Genomic DNA, 16,360 nt, shown 5'->3' with positions numbered 1-16,360 from the left:
CTTTTCGGCCAATGTGCTTTTCTGAGGGAGAGGCCCCGCCGTCCTGCCCGTCTGAGGAGCGCCATGACCCCCACCACTCCCCGCATCGCGATCATCGGCGCCGGCCCCGGCGGGCTGACCTGCGCCCGCGTTCTGCAGCGCAACGGCGTACCGGTCACCGTCTTCGAGCACGACGCCGCCGCCGGCGCCCGCCCGCAAGGCGGCGCGCTGGAGCTGGAGATGACGACCGGTCAGGCGGCGCTGCGGGCCGCCGGTCTGGACGAGGAGTCCGCCGCTCTCGCCCGCCCCGCGGGCCAGGAGGTGCGGATGCTCGACCACACCGCGACGGCGCCCTTCCCGTACGCCCCCACCCCCGCCCCCGCCCCCGGCGCGGCCGGCCACTCCGAGATCGGCCGGGGCGAGCTGCGCCGACTGCTGCTGGACTCCCTCACCCCCGAAACCGTCCGCTGGGGCAGCTATCTGCGCACCCTTCATCCGCTCGGCGACGGCCGCCACCGGGCCGAGTTCGACGACCGCCACAACGAGACCTTCGACCTGGTCATCGGTGCCGACGGCAGTTGGTCCAGGGTCCGGCCGATGCTCTCCGACGCCACCCCCCACTACACCGGGGTCACTTTCGTCGAGTCCGGATTCGAGGACGCCGACACCCGCCACCCCGAGATCGCCCGTCTGGTCGGCGCCGGCAGCATGATGGCGGCGTCCGCCGGCAAGGCGCTGTTCGCGCGGCGGGACAGCCGCGGCCGCATCCGCCTCTACGCCGCCTTCCGCGGCTCCCAGGACTGGGCGCTGGAGGCCGGGGTGCGGATGACGGACACCGAGGCCGTCCGCGCCGTACTCCTCGACCGGTTCGCGGGCTGGGACGAACGGCTGCTGGCGCTGCTGCGCGACAACGACGGCGGGTTCGCGGGCCGGCCGCTGTTCGCCCTGCCGGTGCCGCACACCTGGACGCACACCCCCGGCCTGACCCTGCTCGGCGATGCCGCGCACCTGATGCCGCCGTTCGCCGCCCCGGGTGCCGGCCTGGCCATGCTCGACGGCGCCGAACTCGCCCGGGCCCTCGCCGGACACCGCGACCCGGACGAAGCGGTACGCGCCTACGAAGCGGCCCTGCTGCCCCGCGCCACCGAGGCCGCCGAGCATGCCGCCCGCGGCCTGGCCGAAGCCCTCGCCCCCGACTCCCCGCGCGGCTCGCCGGGCCGTCTGCGCGCCCGCCCGCGGTGACCTGCCGGCTCTCCGGTTGCGGCCCCGTCGCACCCGTCGGACGATCGGCAGCGTACGAATGCCGACCGGCAGCGCGCGGACGTGAGCGCGGCACCGCCCGGCCACGGCCGGGCGCGGAGGGACGGAACGCACCGTGAAGATCACTGAGCCCACACCCGGCGCGCCCTGCTGGGTGGAGCTGGGCACGTCGGACGTGGACGCCGCCAAGGTGTACTACCGCCAGGTCTTCGGCTGGCGCGCCGAGACCGACCCGCGCGCCGAGGCGGGCGGCTACACCATGCTGTACCTCGGGGCCGCCCCGGTCGCCGCGCTGACTCCGCTCCATACCCCGGGGCAGCCGACCGCCTGGACCGTGTCGTTCGCGACGCGGGACGCCGACGCGCAGGCCGCGGCGGTCACCGAGGCGGGCGGGCGCCGGCTGACGGGGCCGATGGACGTCTTCGACCTCGGCCGTTTCGCCGTACTGGCCGACCCGGAAGGCGCGGTCTTCTCGCTGTGGCAGGGCCGGTCGTTCGCCGGCGCCGCGGTGTTCAACGCACCGGGCTCGCTCGGCTGGGTCGAGCTCGCGACCCGGGATGAGGAGGCCGCCAAGGCCTTCTACACACGGATCTTCGGCTGGACCGTGGGCACGCACAAGGACTACCCGCAGTGGGGGATCGACGGCGCCGACTTCGGCGGGATGAGCGCGCTGGACGAGTTCTACCCGGACGACGTCAGGGCGCACTGGCTGCCGTACTTCGCGGTCGCCGACGTCGACGAGACGGCCGCCCGGGCCGCCGAGTCGGGCGGCATGCTGCTGGTACCCCCGACCGATGTGCCCGCGGGGCCGAGGGTCGCGGTGATCCGGGATCCGCAGGGAGGGCACTTCGGGATCCACGGCGCCGGCATGGAGGGCTGAGTCCGGTAGCGCTCCGGTGTACCCGTGGTGCGGCGACCGCTCGTGCCACGGGCGCACTTGCTCTGTCACACGATCGGCGGCCTGTTCGTCGTTTCACCACATTCCACGAGTGGTTTATGCGTAATGTCCACTTCGCGGCAATGGGTGGCATTGCGCGTCGAGAACAGGAGACCCCTATGCCCACGACCGACCTCCTCGTGGCCCGCGGCAAGAAGCTCGCAGCCGGCGCGGGCGCACTGACCGCGGCCGCCGCCCTCGGCGCGACGCTGCTGGCCGCGGCCCCGGCGCACGCGACGACGCCCGGACCCGCCAAGCCCTTCGGTGTGGTCACCGCCAAGACGGGCCTGAGCCAGCGTCAGTACCCCAGTACGGACTCCTCGGTGCGGGGTCACCTCCACCACCGTGCGCAGGTCGGCCTGGTGTGCAAGGTCCGCACCCAGAGCGTCGGCGGCAACGCCGTCTGGTACCTGACCCGCGAGGAGCGGGCGACCTGGGTCTCGGCCAGGTATGTGACCAGCAACGGTGCCGTCAGGTACTGCAAGGACGTCCAGCGCGGCCGGCTGCTGCCGCCCGGCGCGGCGAAGCACACCGTGGGCTGATGGACCCCCGGAAGGCCCGGTCCGGTGCCGCGGAGGTACCGGACCGGGCCTTCGTGCGCGCGTCGGACGGTGTCGGCCGTTCGCGGTGTTCCTCCCCTGGCCGAGGGGGCGGGCCTCCCGCCAGTGTTCCCCGCCCGTCCGGACCACCTCCGCCCATCCGGACGCACTCCGGCTCGCCCCGCCTCCGTACGACCGTCCCCGTACGACCGTCCCCCCGTATGGCCGTCCCCCCCCGTACGACCGCCCCCGTGCGACCGCCCCCCCGTGTGAACGACCCCCTCCCGCATGGCCGCCCACGGCAGGGCCGCGCCCTTCCGAATTACTGAAACAAGTTCTACTGTGCCCCTCGATCCGGCAGCCGACGGGCCGTCAGCATCCTGTGCCCCCTCGGACCGGACGACCGGACCGGACGAACTGGAGGGGCCGTGCACCTCGAATACACCCCCGAGCAGCAGCAGTTGCGCGCCGAGCTGCGCACCTACTTCGCCGAGCTGGTGCCGGACGGTGCCCTCGCCGGCCCCCACGGCTCCGAGGCCGGGTCGGGCGGCTCCCTCGCCGGCGCCGCCGACCGGAAGCGCTTCTACCGTGAGACCGTACGGCGGCTGGGCACCGACGGCTGGCTCGGCGTCGGCTGGCCCAAGGAGTTCGGCGGGCGCGGCCTGTCCCCGACGGAGCAGTTCATCTTCTTCGACGAGGCGGCCCAGGCGGGCGTGCCGCTGCCGCTGATGGCGCTGAACACCGTCGGCCCGACGATCATGCAGTTCGGTACCGACGAACAGAAGGCCTACTTCCTGCCCCGGATCCTCTCCGGCGAGATCGACTTCGCCATCGGTTACAGCGAACCGGACGCCGGCACCGACCTGGCCGCCCTCAAGACCCGCGCCGTACGCGAGGGCGACGAGAAGAGTGGCCACTACGTCGTCAACGGGCAGAAGATCTGGACGACCAACGGCGACACCGCGGACTGGGTATGGCTCGCCGTGCGCACCGACCCCCAAGCCCCGCCCCACAAGGGCATCACCATGCTCCTCGTCCCCACCAGCGACCCCGGCTACTCCTGCACCCTGATCAACACCCTCGCCTCGCACGACACCACCGCCAGCTACTACGAGAACATCACCGTCCCGGTCTCCCGCCGCGTCGGCCAGGAGAACAAGGGCTGGCGGATCATCACCAACCAGCTCAACCACGAGCGGGTCACCCTCGCCGCCCACGGGACCATGGCCATCCGCGCGCTGCACGGCGTCCAGCGCTGGGCCGCCGGCAGCGCACTCGGCGACGGCCGCCGGGTCATCGACCTGGGCTGGGTGCGCGGACGGCTGGCCCGCACCCACGCCAGACTCGACGCCATGAAGCTGCTGAACTGGCAGATGGTCGACGCGCTCCAGCAGGGCACCCTCACCCCGCAGGACGCCTCCGCGGTCAAGGTCTACGGCTCCGAGGCCCGCCGGGACGCCTATGCCTGGCTGATGGAGATCGTCGGCTCCGCGGGCCCGCTCAAAGAGGGCTCGGCCGGCGCGGTACTGCACGGCGAACTGGAACGCGGCTACCGCTCCGCCGTCATCTTCACCTTCGGCGGCGGCAACAACGAGATCCAGCGCGAGATCATCTCGTGGATCGGCCTGGGGATGCCCCGCGTACGGCGCTGAACCGGTGCGACCGCCGCTGCCCGGCACATCGACCGAGCGCTCGGCCCCCCGTACGCGCGAGTGGCCGGACCGTGCCTGCCGTACCGGGCCCGTCGAGCGCATGATGCAGAGGAACCACGGCACGACCGACAATGGAGACACGCCGACGGCGGTGCGGTCCGGCACGGGAGGTGTGGCAGGTGGCAGGCGACCCGGGGCTCTTCGGGCCCCGTTCCGTGACCTGGCAGATGCACAGCGATCCGATGATGTGGATCGCGGGCGTCCGTGCGCTGTACCTCCAGGCGCTGCACCCTCGCGCGGTACGCGGTGTCCTCCAGAACTCGGACTTCAGGAGTGACGCCTGGGGCCGGCTGATGCGGACCGCCGGGTTCGTCGGCACCGTCACGTACGACACCACCGACGCCGCCGAACAGGCCGGTGCCACGGTCCGCCGTATCCACCGCCGGCTGTCCGCCACCGACCCCGCCACCGGTGAGCGCTACGGCGTCGACGAGCCGGACCTGCTGCTGTGGGTGCACTGCGCGGCGGTGGATTCCTACCTGCACGTCCTGCGCCGCTCCGGCTACCCCCTCGGCGACGCCCATGCCGACGCCTACCTCCACGAGCAGCGCGAAAGCGCCCGGCTCGTCGGCCTCGACCCGGCCGGTGTGCCCGGCAGCCGGGCCGCGCTCGCCGCCTACTTCGCCCGCGTACGGCCCGGGTTGGCGCTGACCCCCGAAGCCGGCGAGGTGGACGCGTTTTTGTGCAGGCCACCGACCCCGGTGCCCCTCGTGCCGGCCCGCGCCCTGCTCTGGCAGCGGGTGGCGCAGCTCGCCTACGGCGCACTCCCTGCGTATGCGCAGGAGCTCTACGGGCGCCCCGTACCCCCGCCCGCAACCGTCACCCGGCGGCTGCGCGCCACCGGCCGCCTCCTTCGCGCCATTCCGCCCGCCGTCCGCTGGCAGCTCCCGCCACGGCACATCCTGCGCGCCGTCGCACGACTCGGCCCCGGCGCCCGCCCAGCGCCCTACAAGCTCCGCCCTTCCGCCGCCATACTGGATGGGCAGAAGGACACGCAGGGGGAACTGCGCGGCTGACCACGGGGGACGGGGGCGGCGATTCATGGGTGCGGACCAGAGACTGATCCAACGGCGGTACCGGCTGCTCGGCACCATCGGGCGCGGCGGCATGGGGGAGGTGTGGCGGGCCCGGGACGAGTCGCTGGGCCGGCAGGTCGCGGTCAAATGCCTCAAGCCCACAGGGCCACGGCACGAACCGTCGTTCCTGCAGGTACTGCGCGAACGTTTCCGCCGTGAGGCCCGGGTCGCTGCCGCGCTCCAGCACCGCGGCATCACCGTCGTCCACGACTTCGGCGAGGACGAGGGCACCCTCTTCATCGTGATGGAACTGCTCAGCGGCCGTAACCTGAGCCAGCTGCTGGAGGACAACCGCCGCCAGCCGCTGCCCGTACCGGACCTCGTCGAGATCGCCGAGCAGGTCACCGCCGCGCTCGCCTACACCCACGAACAAGCCGTCGTGCACCGCGATCTGAAACCGGCGAACATCGTCCGGACCGCCGACGGCACGGTCAAGATCTGCGACTTCGGTATCGCCCGGCTCGGCCACGACATCGGCTTCACCGCCCGCCTCACCGGCACCGGCATCGCCATGGGCAGCCCGCATTACATGTCGCCCGAACAGATCGGCGCCCACGGCGTCGACCACCGCAGCGATCTCTACTCCCTCGGCTGTGTGCTGTACGAGATCGCCACCGGCGTGCCGCCCTTCGACCTGGGCGATGCCTGGGCGGTGCTCGTCGGACACCGCGACCAGGCGCCGAAACCGCCCCGCACACTGCGCCCCGATCTTCCCGAGGCCTACGAGCGCATCATCCTCGAACTGCTCGCCAAGGATCCGGACGACCGGCCCAGGGACGCCGACGAGCTGGGCAAACGCCTCGCCGACGCCCGCCATCCGCACCCCGCCCGTGGCACCGCTGCCGGCTCGGGCGAGGCGACGGTCCCCGCCCGGCGGCTGCCCTCCTGGACCCGTGGCATGACCCTCGGCTCCCTGGCGGCCCCCGGGCGGCGGGCGCACGGGTTCCCTGCGGACCGGTCCGCCACCGTCCTGACCGACACATGGACCGGCGGAAGGGAGCCGCAGTGCGGTGAGGCGTCCCCGGCCGCCGGCATCGCCAGCCCGGCACCGCCGGACGACCGCCGCGCCACCCTCGCCGCGCTGGCCGGACGGCACACCGCCGCGCTGAACCTCGGCCGGCTGGGCCGCTGGGAGGAGGCGGGTGAGGCACACCGTGCGCTCGCCGGGGAACGCGAGCGGCTGCTCGGCCCCGACCACCCCGACACGCTCACCAGCCGTCTGGAGGCCGGTCATGCCCTGAGCCGACTCGGCCGGAGCTTCGAGGCGCACCAGATCTACGCCGAGGTGCTGACGGGTCGTGAACGCGCGCTGGGCCCCGACCACCCCGACTCGCTGAGCTGCCGCCACCACGTCGCGCTGAACCTCGGCAGGCTGGGACGGCTGGAGGACTGCCGAGCCATGGCACGGGAGGTGGCCGAGGCCCGCGCCCGGGTGCTCGGCGCGGTCCACGCCGACACCCTCGCCACCCGCTGCGAACTCGCCCATGTTCTGGGCAGGCTGGGCCACTGGACGGAGGCCCTGCACACCTACCGGGACATCGCGGCGGCGCGCACCGCCTCGCTCGGCCCCGACCACCCCGACACCCTCGCCGCCCGCTACGAGGTCGGCATCGGCCTCGGCCGGCTCGGCCGCAGTGGCGAAGCCCTGGCGCTCTACCGGGACCTGACCGCCGCCCGCACCCGTGCCCAGGGCGCGGACGACCCGGAGACGTTGCGTGCCCGGCACGGCCTGGGCGTCAGCCTCGGACGGCAGAACCGCTGGCAGGAGGCGCTGGCGGAGGGGCGTGCGGTCGCCGCGGCACGTGCGCGGGTGCTCGGGCCCGACCACCCCGACACCCTGGTCAGCTGCCGGGAGACCGCCGTGGCGCTCGGCTGGCTCGGCCGCTGGGACGAGGCGCTGGACCTCTACCGCGAGGTCGCGGACGCCCGCGAACGGGTCCTGGGCGCGGGCCATCTCGACACGCTGGCCAGCTACGGCGATTTGGCCCAGTGCCTGGAACAACTGGGCCGTACGGACGAGGCGGCCGCCCTCCACCGCCGGGGCGCGGCGCTGCGCCGGGAGCGCGCCGCACGCCGGCGGTAGGGGACGGGCCGCGGTGGCCGAGCCGGCCCTCAGAAACCGGGCTCGCCCTCAGAAACCGGGCCTGCCCTCAGAAACCGGGCCGGCCCTCGGAAACCGGGCCGGCCCTCGGAAACCGGGCCGGCCCCCGGAGACCGGGGCAGGTCAGTCCGGAGTGACCCGGTAGAGCACCGTGCTGTGGGGTGGCACCTCGCGTGCCGTGATCGTGTCCTCGCTGTGCGAGCGGCGGCCGCTGACCAGATCGTGCAGCAGGTAGGAGCCCGCCTCCGGCAGTCCGGCCGTCTCGGCGGTGACCGACAGCGTGCGCGGCGCGTCGCCCGAGTTGAACAGGGCGACGGCCCGGTCGCCGTTCTTCAGCGGCTTGGTCAGCACCGCGGAGCCGTTGTCCTCCTGCACGACGGTCCCCTGGACGCCGAGTGCGTCCTGGTCGACGGCGATGACCTTCTTGTTCCCGAGCACCTTGCGTGCCGCCGGGGACAGGCGGCTCAGGTCCGTGCTGGAGATCAGGGGGGCGGCCATCATCGCCCAGAGCGACATCTGGCTCTGCATCTCCTGCCGCGTCACGCCCGTGTCACCGGCCAGCAGGAAGTCCGGGTCGTTCCAGCGGCCGGGCCGCTGGAGGCCCGCCAGCCGTGCGTTGTAGCGGAAGTTGTAGAGGATGGAGGACCACTTCACGGCCGGTGTGTTCTTCTGCAGCGCCACGTCCCGCCCGCCCCGCCACAGATTGCCGAGCGAGGCCGACCAGCCGATGACCCGGTGCCAGACGCTGTCACCGTCGTACTGGAAGTAGGCCGGCGCCGACACCGAGAACGTGATCGGGCGGCCGGTGGCCCGCAGCGCACGGCTCATCTGGCCGTACAGGTCCCGGTAGGTCTCCTCCTTGGTGTGCCCCGGGGCGACGGGCACATTGCAGCCGTCCGCCTTGACGTAGTCGACCTTCCATCGGGCGAACAGCTCCGTGTCTTCCCGGAAATGGCCGAGACTGCCCGGATATTTCTCACAGGTCAGGGTGCCGACGTCCTCGTAGATCCCGAACTTCAGTCCCAGCTCGTGCAGCTTCCGCCCGAGGTAGGCCATGCCGTGCGGGAACTTCGTCCGGTCCGCCGTCAGTTCGCCGTCGGGGCCGCGCTGCCTGCTCATCCAGCAGTCGTCGACGGTGACGGTGCGGTAGCCGCGCCGGGCCAGCCCCGAACGGACCAGCGCCCGCGCGTTGTCGAGGATCACCTTCTCGTTGATGTCGCACATGTAGTACGACCAGTCGTTCCAGCCCATCGGGGGTCTCGGCGCCAGGTTCGGATACCTCTCCGCGAGCTGCCGGGCGTCGGACGCACGGGCCGGCCCTGGGGCTGCGGAGGCGGGAGCGGGGGCCGCGAGCAGCCCGGCCGAACAGGCGGCGACGGCGGTCAGTCCGGCGAAGGTGCGGCCGAGGCGGGGTACCGGCGAGTGGGACACGGGTCACCTCACGGGTGGGCGGGACGGTCTGACGAGAGCGCGGCAGGGGTGGGGCCGGGGCGGAGCACGGCCGGACGCTAGGAGCAGCCCCCTGCCCGGTCAAGAAGCCGCACCGCCCCGGGTGAAGGTTTCAGCCGCCTGCACCTGGCGACCGCGATCACCGCGTGCTACCAAGGGGCATGCCGGAACGGACTTCGTATGACGCGGTCATCGTCGGTGGCGGGCACAACGGACTGGTGGCCGCCGCCTATCTCGCACGCGCCGGGCGCAGCGTGCTGGTGCTGGAGCGGCTGGACCACACCGGTGGTGCCGCCGTGTCGACCCGGGCGTTCGCCGGGGTCGACGCCCGGCTGTCCCGTTACTCCTACCTCGTCAGCCTGTTGCCGCCGAAGATCGTGCGGGACCTCGGTCTGCGCTTCGCGGTCCGCAAACGCACCGTCTCCTCCTACACCCCCGCCGTGCGCGACGGCCGGCCCACCGGTCTCCTGGTCGGCGGCGGCGAGGACCGGACCCGTACGGCCTTCGCCGAACTCACCGGCTCAGAGCGGGAGTTCACCGCCTGGCAGCGCTTCTACGGCACCACGGCGCGGCTGGCCGAGCGGGTCTTCCCCACCCTGACCGAGCCCCTGCCCACCCGTGCCGCGCTGCGGGCCACGGTCGACGACGACGCCACCTGGCACGCCCTGTTCGAACGCCCCCTGGGGGAGGCGGTCGAGGAGACCTTCACCGACGACCTGGTCCGCGGCGTGGTCCTCACCGACGCCCTCATCGGCACCTTCGCCACCGCCCATGACCCGTCGCTGCGTCAGAACCGCTGTTTCCTCTACCACGTCATCGGGGGCGGCACCGGCGACTGGGACGTCCCGATCGGCGGGATGGGCGCCCTCACCGACGCGCTGGCCGACGCCGCCCGGCGGGCCGGCGCGGAGATCGTCACCGACTGCGCGGTGACCGGTATCGCGACGGACGGCCGCAGCGCGGAGGTGACCTGCGAGCAGGGCACCATCGGCGCCCGCCGGGTCCTCGTCAACGCCGCCCCGCGCGAGCTGGCCCGCCTGCTGGGCGAGGCCCCGCCGCCCCCCGCCGAGGGCGCCCAGCTCAAGGTCAACATGCTGCTCACCCGGCTGCCACGGCTGCGTGACACCCAGGTGGACCCACGGGAGGCCTTCTCCGGCACCTTCCATATCGCCGAGGGCTACCGCCAACTGGAGAGCGCCTACCAGCAGGCCGCGTCCGGCGCCCTGCCCGACTCCCCGCCCTCCGAGATCTACTGCCACTCCCTCACCGACCCCTCCATCCTCGGTGCCGACCTGGTCCGGCAGGGCTACCAGACCCTCACCCTGTTCGGCCTGCACGCTCCCGCGAGCCTGTTCACCGCCGACAACGACACCACCCGCGACCGCCTCCTGGCGGCCACCCTCGCCGAACTGGAGCGCCACCTCGCCGAACCGCTCGCCGACTGCCTGGCCCACGACGCCGACGGCCGCCCGTGCATCGAGGCCCGCTCGCCCCTCGACCTGGACCGTGAACTCGGCCTGCCGGGCGGCAACATCTTCCACCGCGACCTGGCCTTTCCCTACGCGGATCCCTCGGACGAAGCGCTCGGTGACGCCCGGTCCGCCCCGGCCCGCTGGGGCGTGGCGACCACGCACCCCAACGTCCTGCTGTGCGGGGCGGGTGCGGTGCGCGGCGGGGGCGTGAGCGGCATCCCGGGACACAACGCGGCGATGGCGGTGCTGGAGGAGGGGTGAGCGGCGAAGGCCGGCCGCCCCGGCGTCCCGGGACGGCGGGCGGCCGCTCGTTCAAGGATGCGGCACCAAGTTTCTGACGCTGCATCAGAAACTCTCTTCCCTCGTACGGACCGCTGCGGCATCCTTCGCCCATGCAGACGGAGCTGAGCAACGCGCTGGGAGTCGAGCACGCCGTCTTCGGGTTCACCCCCTTCCCCGCGGTCGCCGCGGCGATCACCCGGGCCGGCGGGTTCGGGGTGCTCGGCGCGGTCCGCTACACCGCGCCGGACGAGCTGGCCCGCGACCTGGACTGGATGCAGGACCACACCGAAGGGCTGCCGTACGGGCTCGATGTGGTGATGCCCGCCAAGAAGGTGGAAGGCGTCACCGAGGCCGAGGTCGAGGCGATGATCCCGGAGGAGCACCGCCGCTTCGTCACCGAACTCCTCGGCAAACACCAGGTGCCGCGGCTCGCGGAGGGCGAGGCGTCCGGCTGGCGGATCACCGGGTGGATGGAAGAGGTCGCCCGCACCCAGCTCGATGTGGCCTTCGACTATCCGGTCAAGCTGCTGGCCAACGCCCTCGGCTCACCCCCGCCCGACATCGTCCGGCGCGCCCACGACCACGGCATCCTCGTCGCGGCGCTGGCCGGCAGCCCGCGCCACGCCCGCCACCACAAGGCCGCCGGTATCGACATCGTCGTCGCCCAGGGCTACGAGGCGGGCGGGCACACCGGCGAGATCGCCACCATGGTGCTCACCCCCGAGGTGGTGGCCGCCGTCGACCCGCTGCCGGTGCTCGCCGCGGGCGGTATCGGCACCGGTGAGCAGATCGCCGCCGGGCTCGCCCTCGGTGCCCAGGGCGTCTGGCTGGGCTCGCTCTGGCTGACCACCGAGGAGGCGGATCTGCACTCCCGGCGGCTGACCGCGAAGCTGCTCGCCGCCGGCCCGGGCGACACCGTCCGCTCCCGTGCCCTGACCGGCAAGCCCGCCCGCCAGTTGCGCACCGAATGGACCGACGCCTGGGACGAACCGGGCGGTCTTGCTCCCCTCCCGATGCCGCTGCAGGGCCTGCTGGTCGCCGAGGCCAACTCCCGTATCCAGCGGTACGAGGTCGAGCCGCTGCTCGGCACCCCGGTCGGCCAGATCGTCGGCCGGATGAACAGCGAACGCAGTGTCCAGGCCGTCTTCGATGACCTCACCCGCGGCTTCGAGCGGGCCATCGACCGCATCAACCGCATCGCCGGACGCGCCTGATCCCGAGGGCGCCTGATCCCGGGGGCGCCTGATCCCGGACGCGCCCGATCCCGAGGAGGACAGCGGAATGACCCATGACTCCCCACCGCCCAACGGCTTCTGGGCGCAGGCCACCGCCGACCCGGACCGCACGGTCCTGATCGCCCCCGACGGCGAGGAGTGGACCGCCGGACGGCTGCACGCCGCGAGCAACCAGCTGGTCCACGGCCTGCGTGCGGCGGGCCTGCGGCGCGGTGACGCCTTCGCCGTGGTCCTCCCCAACGGCGTCGAGTTCTTCACCGCCTACCTCGCCGCGTCCCAGGCCGGTTTCTATCTCGTTCCCGTCAACCACCACCTGGTCGGCCCGGAGATCGCCTGGATCGTCGCCGACTCCGGGGCGAAGGTGCTGATCGCCCACGAGCGTTTCGCCGAGGCGGCCCGGCACGCCGCGGACGAGGCGGAGCTGCCGGCGTCCCGGCGCCATGCCGTCGGTCAGATCGACGGTTTCCAGCCCTACGCCCAACTCCTCGACGGACAGCGGCAGTCCGCGCCGGGGGAGCGCACGCTGGGCTGGGTCATGAACTACACCTCGGGTACCACCGGACGTCCGCGCGGTATCCGCCGCCCGCTGCCCGGCACCGAGCCCGAGGCCGCCCACCTCGGTGGATTCCTCGCCATCTTCGGCATCACGCCGTTCGGCGACCACGTCCATCTGGTCTGCTCGCCGCTCTACCACACCGCCGTCCTGCAATTCGCCGGCGCCTCGCTGCACATCGGCCACCGCCTCGTCCTGATGGACAAGTGGACGCCGCGGGACATGCTGGCCCTGATCGAGGCGCGCCGCTGCACCCACACCCATATGGTGCCCACCCAGTTCCACCGGCTGCTCGCGCTGCCGGAGGAGACTCGCGCGGCATACGACGTGAGTTCGATGCGGCACGCCCTCCATGGCGCCGCACCCTGCCCCGACCACGTCAAACGCGCCATGATCGACTGGTGGGGGGACTGCGTCGAGGAGTACTACGCGGCCAGTGAGGGCGGTGGCGCATTCGCGACCGCCGAGGACTGGCTCAAGAAGCCCGGGACGGTCGGGAAGGCCTGGCCGATCAGCGAGCTGGCCGTCTTCGACGACGACGGGAACCGGCTGCCCCCGGGCGAACTCGGCACCGTCTACATGAAGATGAGCACCGGCGGCTTCCAGTACCACAAGGACGAGGGGAAGACGAAGAAGAACCGGATCGGGGACTTCTTCACCGTCGGGGACCTCGGGTACCTGGACGCGGACGGATTCCTCTTCCTCCGCGACCGCAAGATCGACATGATCATCTCGGGCGGGGTGAACATCTACCCCGCCGAGATCGAATCCGCCCTGCTCGCCCACCCCGCGGTCGCCGACGCGGCCGCCTTCGGCATCCCGCACGACGACTGGGGAGAGGAGGTCAAGGCCGTCATCGAACCCGCCGAGGGCCACGCGCCCGGGCCCGCACTGGCCGCCGAAATCATGGCCCACTGCGCACGGCAACTGGCGGGCTACAAACGGCCCAAGTCGGTCGACTTCCTCACCGCCATGCCACGCGACCCCAACGGCAAGCTCTACAAGCGCCGGCTGCGCGACCCGTACTGGGAGGGGCGGGAGCGCTCCGTGTAGCCGGTGGCCCGCGGTCAGGGCTCCGGACTCCGGTCGGGTGGCTTGACCGGCGGTGCGGGGCGGCCCAGGATCGCGCCATGACGCAAGCGCGGAGCAATACGGTCGACGGAGTCCTGCGGCGCAGCGCCCGTCGGGTGCCCGGACGGACCGCGGTGCGGTATGCGGACCGGGCCTGGACCTATCGCGAGCTGGACGACGCGGTGACCGCCGCGGCCCGGGTGCTGCGGGCGGACGGCCTGCGGCCCGGCGACCGGGTGGCCTCCTACGGGCACAACTCGGATGCGTACCTGATCGGATTTCTGGCCTGTGCCCGCGCCGGACTGGTGCATGTGCCGGTCAACCACGGCCTGGCCGGCGACGATCTGCGCTACCTCCTGGAACAGTCGGGCAGTGCGCTGGTGCTCACCGACGCCGCCCTCGCGCACCGGTTGCCGGATTCCGTACGCACCATGCCGCTGTACGGGGTGCCCGGCGGCCTGCTGGAGCGGCTTGCGGCCCGCGGCGAGCCGGAGCCGGCCGCGGACACCGGCGGGCCGGCGGCCGGCGCCTCCGAGCCGGCGGCCGAGGTGTCCGACGAGGATCTGGTCCAGCTCCTCTACACCTCGGGGACCACGGCCCTGCCCAAGGGCGCGATGATGACGCACCGTGCCCTGGTGCACGAGTACACCAGCGCCGTCATCGCCCTCGACCTGAAGGAGACGGACCGGCCGCTGCACTCGCTCCCGCTCTACCACTCCGCGCAGATGCACGTCTTCCTGCTGCCCTACCTGGCGGCCGGCGCGGAGAACACCATCCTGGACGGGCCCGACCCGGACCGGATCTTCGATCTGGTGGAAAAGGGCCTGGCCGACAGCCTGTTCGCGCCGCCGACCGTGTGGATCGCGCTGTCGAACCACCCCGACTTCGCCACCCGTGAGCTGAGCGGGCTGCGCAAGGCCTACTACGGGGCCTCGATCATGCCGGTGCCGGTCCTGGAACGGCTCCGCGCCCGGCTGCCCGGGCTCGCCTTCTACAACTGCTTCGGGCAGAGCGAGATCGGGCCGCTGGCCACCGTGCTCGGCCCCGGCGAACACGAGGGCCGGATGGACTCCTGCGGGCGCCCTGTGCTGTTCGTCGAGGCACGGGTGGTGGACGAGGAGGGCCGGGAGGTGCCGGACGGCACCCGGGGCGAGGTCGTCTACCGCTCACCGCAACTGTGCACCGGCTACTGGGACAAGCCGGAGGAGACCGCCGAGGCGTTCCGGGACGGCTGGTTCCACTCCGGTGACCTCGCCGTGCGGGACGCGGAGGGCTATTTCACGGTGGTCGACCGGGTCAAGGACGTCATCAACTCCGGTGGCGTACTGGTCGCCCCGCGCCAGGTGGAGGATGTGCTCCACGAGCATCCGCAGGTGGCCGAGGTCGCGGTCATCGGGCTGCCGGACGAGCGCTGGATCGAGGCGGTCACCGCGGTGGTCGTGCTGCGTACGGACGGCCCAAAGGACACGGGCGGTACAGCCGGTTCGGGTGGTGCCGGGGGTGAGCCGGGTGGCGCGGGTGTGGGGGAACAGGAGCTGATCGCGGCGGTCCGCGCCCGCCTTGCGCCGTTCAAGACACCCAAACGGGTGATGTTCGTGGACGCGCTGCCGCGCAACGCCAGCGGCAAGGTCCTCAAGCGGGAGCTGCGCGCACGGTTCGGCGCGCCCTGAGCCGGGACGGCCGGGCGCGCGGAAGGGCGGTTGTCAGTGCCCCCTGCCATCCTGAGAAACGGCGGGAAACAGCCGTGAACGCCACGATCCGTGCGACGTGATGGCGACGGAATCGCGACGGGGATCGACGGAGACGCGACGGAGACCGACGGAGGACCACCCATGCTGACGACCCACTACGTCCCGGGCACACCCAACTGGCTCGACCTCGGGGCCCCCGATATCGACGACGCCGTTGCCTTCTACGGCGCCGTGTTCGGCTGGCGCTTCCGGTCGGCCGGCCCGGACGCCGGCGGCTACGGCTTCTTCCAGCTCGACGGCAAGACGGTCGGCGCCGTCGGCCCGCTGATGGACGAGGGCGCGCGCTCCGCCTGGACGGTGTACTTCCACACCCCGGACGCGGACGCCACGCTGAAGTCGGTGGAGCAGGCCGGCGGGTCCGTGCGCGTCCCGCCGATGGATGTCTTCACCGCGGGCCGGCTGGCCGCCTTCACCGACCCGACGGGCGGCGAATTCGCCGTGTGGCAGCCGGGCGACACCCAGGGCCTGGAAACGGTCATGGAGCCGAACTCCCTGTGCTGGACGGAGCTGTACACCACCGACGCGGCCGCCGCGAAGGACTTCTACCGCTCGGTCTTCTCCTGGAGCCACCAGGACATGCCGATGGGCGGTGACATCGTCTACTCCGTCGTCTCCGCGCCGGGCGGCGGCAAGGACGACGACACCGGGCACGGCGGCATCATGCAGTTGCAGAAGGAGCATCTGCAGGCCGGTTCGAGCTCGGAGTGGCACCCGTACTTCGGGGTGACCGACTGCGACGCCACCTTCGCCGCGGCCACCGAGCGCGGAGCCACGGTCCTGATCCCGCCCACCGATGCCCCGGGCGTCGGCCGGCTGGCCATGGTCAAGGACCCGGCAGGGGCCCCGTTCGCCCTCATCAAGGGGGACCCGACCCTGGGCTGAGCCGACCCGTGGGATGAACCGCCCCCTGGGCTGAGCCGACCCGTGGCCCGGCCGCTGCCTC

At 72.6% G+C, this 16,360-nt stretch carries 12 protein-coding genes; 11 read left to right on the top strand and 1 reads right to left on the bottom strand.

Features of this window, described 5'->3' with window-relative positions:
- Positions 1–63 precede the first annotated feature (63 nt).
- From ACGFR7_RS12125 to ACGFR7_RS12100, 6 genes are all read left to right on the top strand, one after another.
- Entirely contained in the window at positions 64–1,221 is a 1,158-nt protein-coding gene (locus ACGFR7_RS12125; protein WP_393316728.1) for an FAD-dependent oxidoreductase, read from the top strand.
- 133 nt (positions 1,222–1,354) lie between these two features.
- Positions 1,355–2,119: a VOC family protein gene (locus ACGFR7_RS12120; protein WP_393316726.1), complete on the top strand. Its 765-nt coding sequence runs from the start codon at positions 1,355–1,357 to the stop codon at positions 2,117–2,119.
- A gap of 176 nt (positions 2,120–2,295) precedes the next feature.
- A complete protein-coding gene (locus ACGFR7_RS12115) occupies positions 2,296–2,718 on the top strand; it encodes an SH3 domain-containing protein (RefSeq protein WP_393316724.1) in 423 nt (140 codons plus the stop codon).
- A 425-nt stretch (positions 2,719–3,143) separates the two neighbouring features.
- Positions 3,144–4,367, top strand: a complete 1,224-nt coding sequence (locus ACGFR7_RS12110) for an acyl-CoA dehydrogenase family protein (RefSeq protein WP_393316721.1) — start codon at positions 3,144–3,146, stop codon at positions 4,365–4,367.
- Positions 4,368–4,594: 227 nt separating this feature from the next.
- A complete protein-coding gene (locus ACGFR7_RS12105; protein WP_393317588.1) occupies positions 4,595–5,443 on the top strand; it encodes an oxygenase MpaB family protein in 849 nt (282 codons plus the stop codon).
- A 25-nt stretch (positions 5,444–5,468) separates the two neighbouring features.
- A complete protein-coding gene (locus tag ACGFR7_RS12100) occupies positions 5,469–7,586 on the top strand; it encodes a tetratricopeptide repeat protein (protein WP_393316718.1) in 2,118 nt (705 codons plus the stop codon).
- Positions 7,587–7,727: 141 nt separating this feature from the next.
- On the opposite strand, the gene ACGFR7_RS12095 is transcribed toward ACGFR7_RS12100, so the two are convergent.
- Positions 7,728–9,035, bottom strand: a complete 1,308-nt coding sequence (locus tag ACGFR7_RS12095; RefSeq protein ID WP_393316715.1) for a glycoside hydrolase family 27 protein — start codon at positions 9,033–9,035, stop codon at positions 7,728–7,730.
- Positions 9,036–9,214: 179 nt separating this feature from the next.
- On the opposite strand from ACGFR7_RS12095, the gene ACGFR7_RS12090 reads away from it, so the two are divergent.
- From ACGFR7_RS12090 to ACGFR7_RS12070, 5 genes are all read left to right on the top strand, one after another.
- On the top strand, positions 9,215–10,786 hold the full coding sequence (locus tag ACGFR7_RS12090) for a phytoene desaturase family protein (RefSeq protein ID WP_393316712.1): 1,572 nt from the start codon (positions 9,215–9,217) through the stop codon (positions 10,784–10,786).
- Between the two features lie 131 nt (positions 10,787–10,917).
- Complete coding sequence (locus ACGFR7_RS12085; protein WP_393316709.1) at positions 10,918–12,021, top strand: NAD(P)H-dependent flavin oxidoreductase; 1,104 nt, start codon at positions 10,918–10,920, stop codon at positions 12,019–12,021.
- A 67-nt stretch (positions 12,022–12,088) separates the two neighbouring features.
- Entirely contained in the window at positions 12,089–13,648 is a 1,560-nt protein-coding gene (locus ACGFR7_RS12080; RefSeq protein WP_393316706.1) for an acyl-CoA synthetase, read from the top strand.
- A gap of 77 nt (positions 13,649–13,725) precedes the next feature.
- Positions 13,726–15,336, top strand: a complete 1,611-nt coding sequence (locus ACGFR7_RS12075) for an acyl-CoA synthetase (RefSeq protein WP_393316703.1) — start codon at positions 13,726–13,728, stop codon at positions 15,334–15,336.
- Positions 15,337–15,498: 162 nt separating this feature from the next.
- Positions 15,499–16,299: a VOC family protein gene (locus tag ACGFR7_RS12070; RefSeq protein ID WP_393316700.1), complete on the top strand. Its 801-nt coding sequence runs from the start codon at positions 15,499–15,501 to the stop codon at positions 16,297–16,299.
- Positions 16,300–16,360 lie beyond the last annotated feature (61 nt).

Origin of the sequence: Streptomyces sp. NPDC048516, assembly GCF_043199875.1 — a bacterium.
Taxonomy (GTDB): domain Bacteria; phylum Actinomycetota; class Actinomycetes; order Streptomycetales; family Streptomycetaceae; genus Streptomyces.
The sequence above is the reverse complement of the archived record's forward strand: the minus strand, read 5'-3'. Positions and strand labels throughout refer to the sequence as shown.

What these genes read in the sequence shown, in the direction of transcription:
- ACGFR7_RS12125 (WP_393316728.1), top strand. Translation starts at nt 64, where the DNA reads ATGACCCCCACCACTCCCCGCATCGCGATCATCGGCGCCGGCCCCGGC.
- ACGFR7_RS12115 (WP_393316724.1), top strand. Translation starts at nt 2,296, where the DNA reads ATGCCCACGACCGACCTCCTCGTGGCCCGCGGCAAGAAGCTCGCAGCC.
- ACGFR7_RS12105 (WP_393317588.1), top strand. Translation starts at nt 4,595, where the DNA reads ATGCACAGCGATCCGATGATGTGGATCGCGGGCGTCCGTGCGCTGTAC.
- ACGFR7_RS12100 (WP_393316718.1), top strand. Translation starts at nt 5,469, where the DNA reads ATGGGTGCGGACCAGAGACTGATCCAACGGCGGTACCGGCTGCTCGGC.
- ACGFR7_RS12090 (WP_393316712.1), top strand. Translation starts at nt 9,215, where the DNA reads ATGCCGGAACGGACTTCGTATGACGCGGTCATCGTCGGTGGCGGGCAC.
- ACGFR7_RS12085 (WP_393316709.1), top strand. Translation starts at nt 10,918, where the DNA reads ATGCAGACGGAGCTGAGCAACGCGCTGGGAGTCGAGCACGCCGTCTTC.
- ACGFR7_RS12080 (WP_393316706.1), top strand. Translation starts at nt 12,089, where the DNA reads ATGACCCATGACTCCCCACCGCCCAACGGCTTCTGGGCGCAGGCCACC.
- ACGFR7_RS12075 (WP_393316703.1), top strand. Translation starts at nt 13,726, where the DNA reads ATGACGCAAGCGCGGAGCAATACGGTCGACGGAGTCCTGCGGCGCAGC.
- ACGFR7_RS12070 (WP_393316700.1), top strand. Translation starts at nt 15,499, where the DNA reads ATGCTGACGACCCACTACGTCCCGGGCACACCCAACTGGCTCGACCTC.